The sequence below is a fragment of the Desulfocurvibacter africanus subsp. africanus DSM 2603 genome (genome assembly GCF_000422545.1).
In the GTDB taxonomy this organism is placed as follows: domain Bacteria; phylum Desulfobacterota; class Desulfovibrionia; order Desulfovibrionales; family Desulfovibrionaceae; genus Desulfocurvibacter; species Desulfocurvibacter africanus.
The window spans coordinates 1-1121 of sequence record NZ_AULZ01000043.1 but is presented as its reverse complement, the minus strand read 5'-3'; the positions used below and the strand labels follow the sequence as shown (position 1 = coordinate 1121).

General features: G+C 66.3%; 1 protein-coding gene. It reads right to left on the bottom strand.

Features of this window, described 5'->3' with window-relative positions:
* A partial coding sequence (locus H585_RS21735; protein ID WP_244432617.1) for a PKD domain-containing protein occupies nucleotides 1-1010 on the bottom strand: 1010 nt, incomplete at its 3' end.
* Nucleotides 1011-1121: the final 111 nt, after the last annotated feature.

Here is a 1121-nt window from a genome sequence, read left to right as displayed (position 1 = left end):
AGGGCGTCGCCGTTGGGGTCGGAGCTTGCTCTGCCGTCAAGAGCCACGGTTGCGCCTGTGGCAACGCTCCGGTCGGCCCCGGCGTTGGCCACGGGCGGATAGGCAACGTAGGTCGGGTTCACGTCCACGTTCACGGTATCCGAGCTCCACAGCCCGCCTGGATCTGTGACCGTCAGGGTGAAGGTCAGGGTTGTGGCCAGGGCGGGCGCGATGAAGCTCGGCTGGGCCGTGTCGGCGTCCGTGAGCAGCCCAATGGATGTGCCGCCGGTCTGGGTCCAGGAGTAGGTCAGGCTGTCGCCGTTGGCGTCCGAGCTTGCTCTGCCATCGAGGGTCACGTCATCGCCCACGACAACAGCTCGGTCGCCTCCCGCGTTGGCCACGGGCGGCATCTCCGTGCGGGCCACGTTCACGGTCACCGTGTCCGAGTGGGACAGGCCGCCGGTATCCGTCACCGTGAGCGTGAAAAACAGGGTCGCGCCACCCAGCGAAACCGATGGCGCAATGAAGCTTGGCCGGGCCGTGTTGGCGCCTGTGAGCGACACGCTTGTTCCGCCGGTCTGGAGCCAGGAGTAGGTCAGGGTGTCACCGTTTGCGTCCGAGCTCGCGCTGCCGTCAATAGTCACGGTTGCTCCGGCGGCAACGCTCTGGTCAGCTCCAGCGTTGGCCACGGGGGCGGACTCGACGTGGGCCACGGTAATGGCCACCGTGTCCGTGCTCGACAGCCCACCAGGATCAGTCACTGTAAGGCTGAAGACCAGGACCGTATTCAGCATGACCGACGGCGCGGTGAAGTATGGCTGGGCCGTATTGGCGCCCGTTAGCGTCACGGTGGGCGTGCCGCCGGTCTGGGTCCAGGAGTAGATAAGGCTGTCGCCGTTGAGGTCCGTGCTCGCGCTGCCGTTCAGGGTCACGGTTACGCCTGCGGCAGCGTTCTGGTCAGGTCCGGCGTTGGCCACGGGTGAGACCGGAGCGGGAGACACGTTCACGGTTACCGTGTCCGTGTGCGTCATGAGGGTGATATCCTTCACCGTGAGCCTGAAAACCAGGGTCGCGCCATGGGATGTCGACGGCGCGGTGAAGGTTGGTTGCTTCGTGTTGGCGCCCGTGAGCGTCACGGCGGG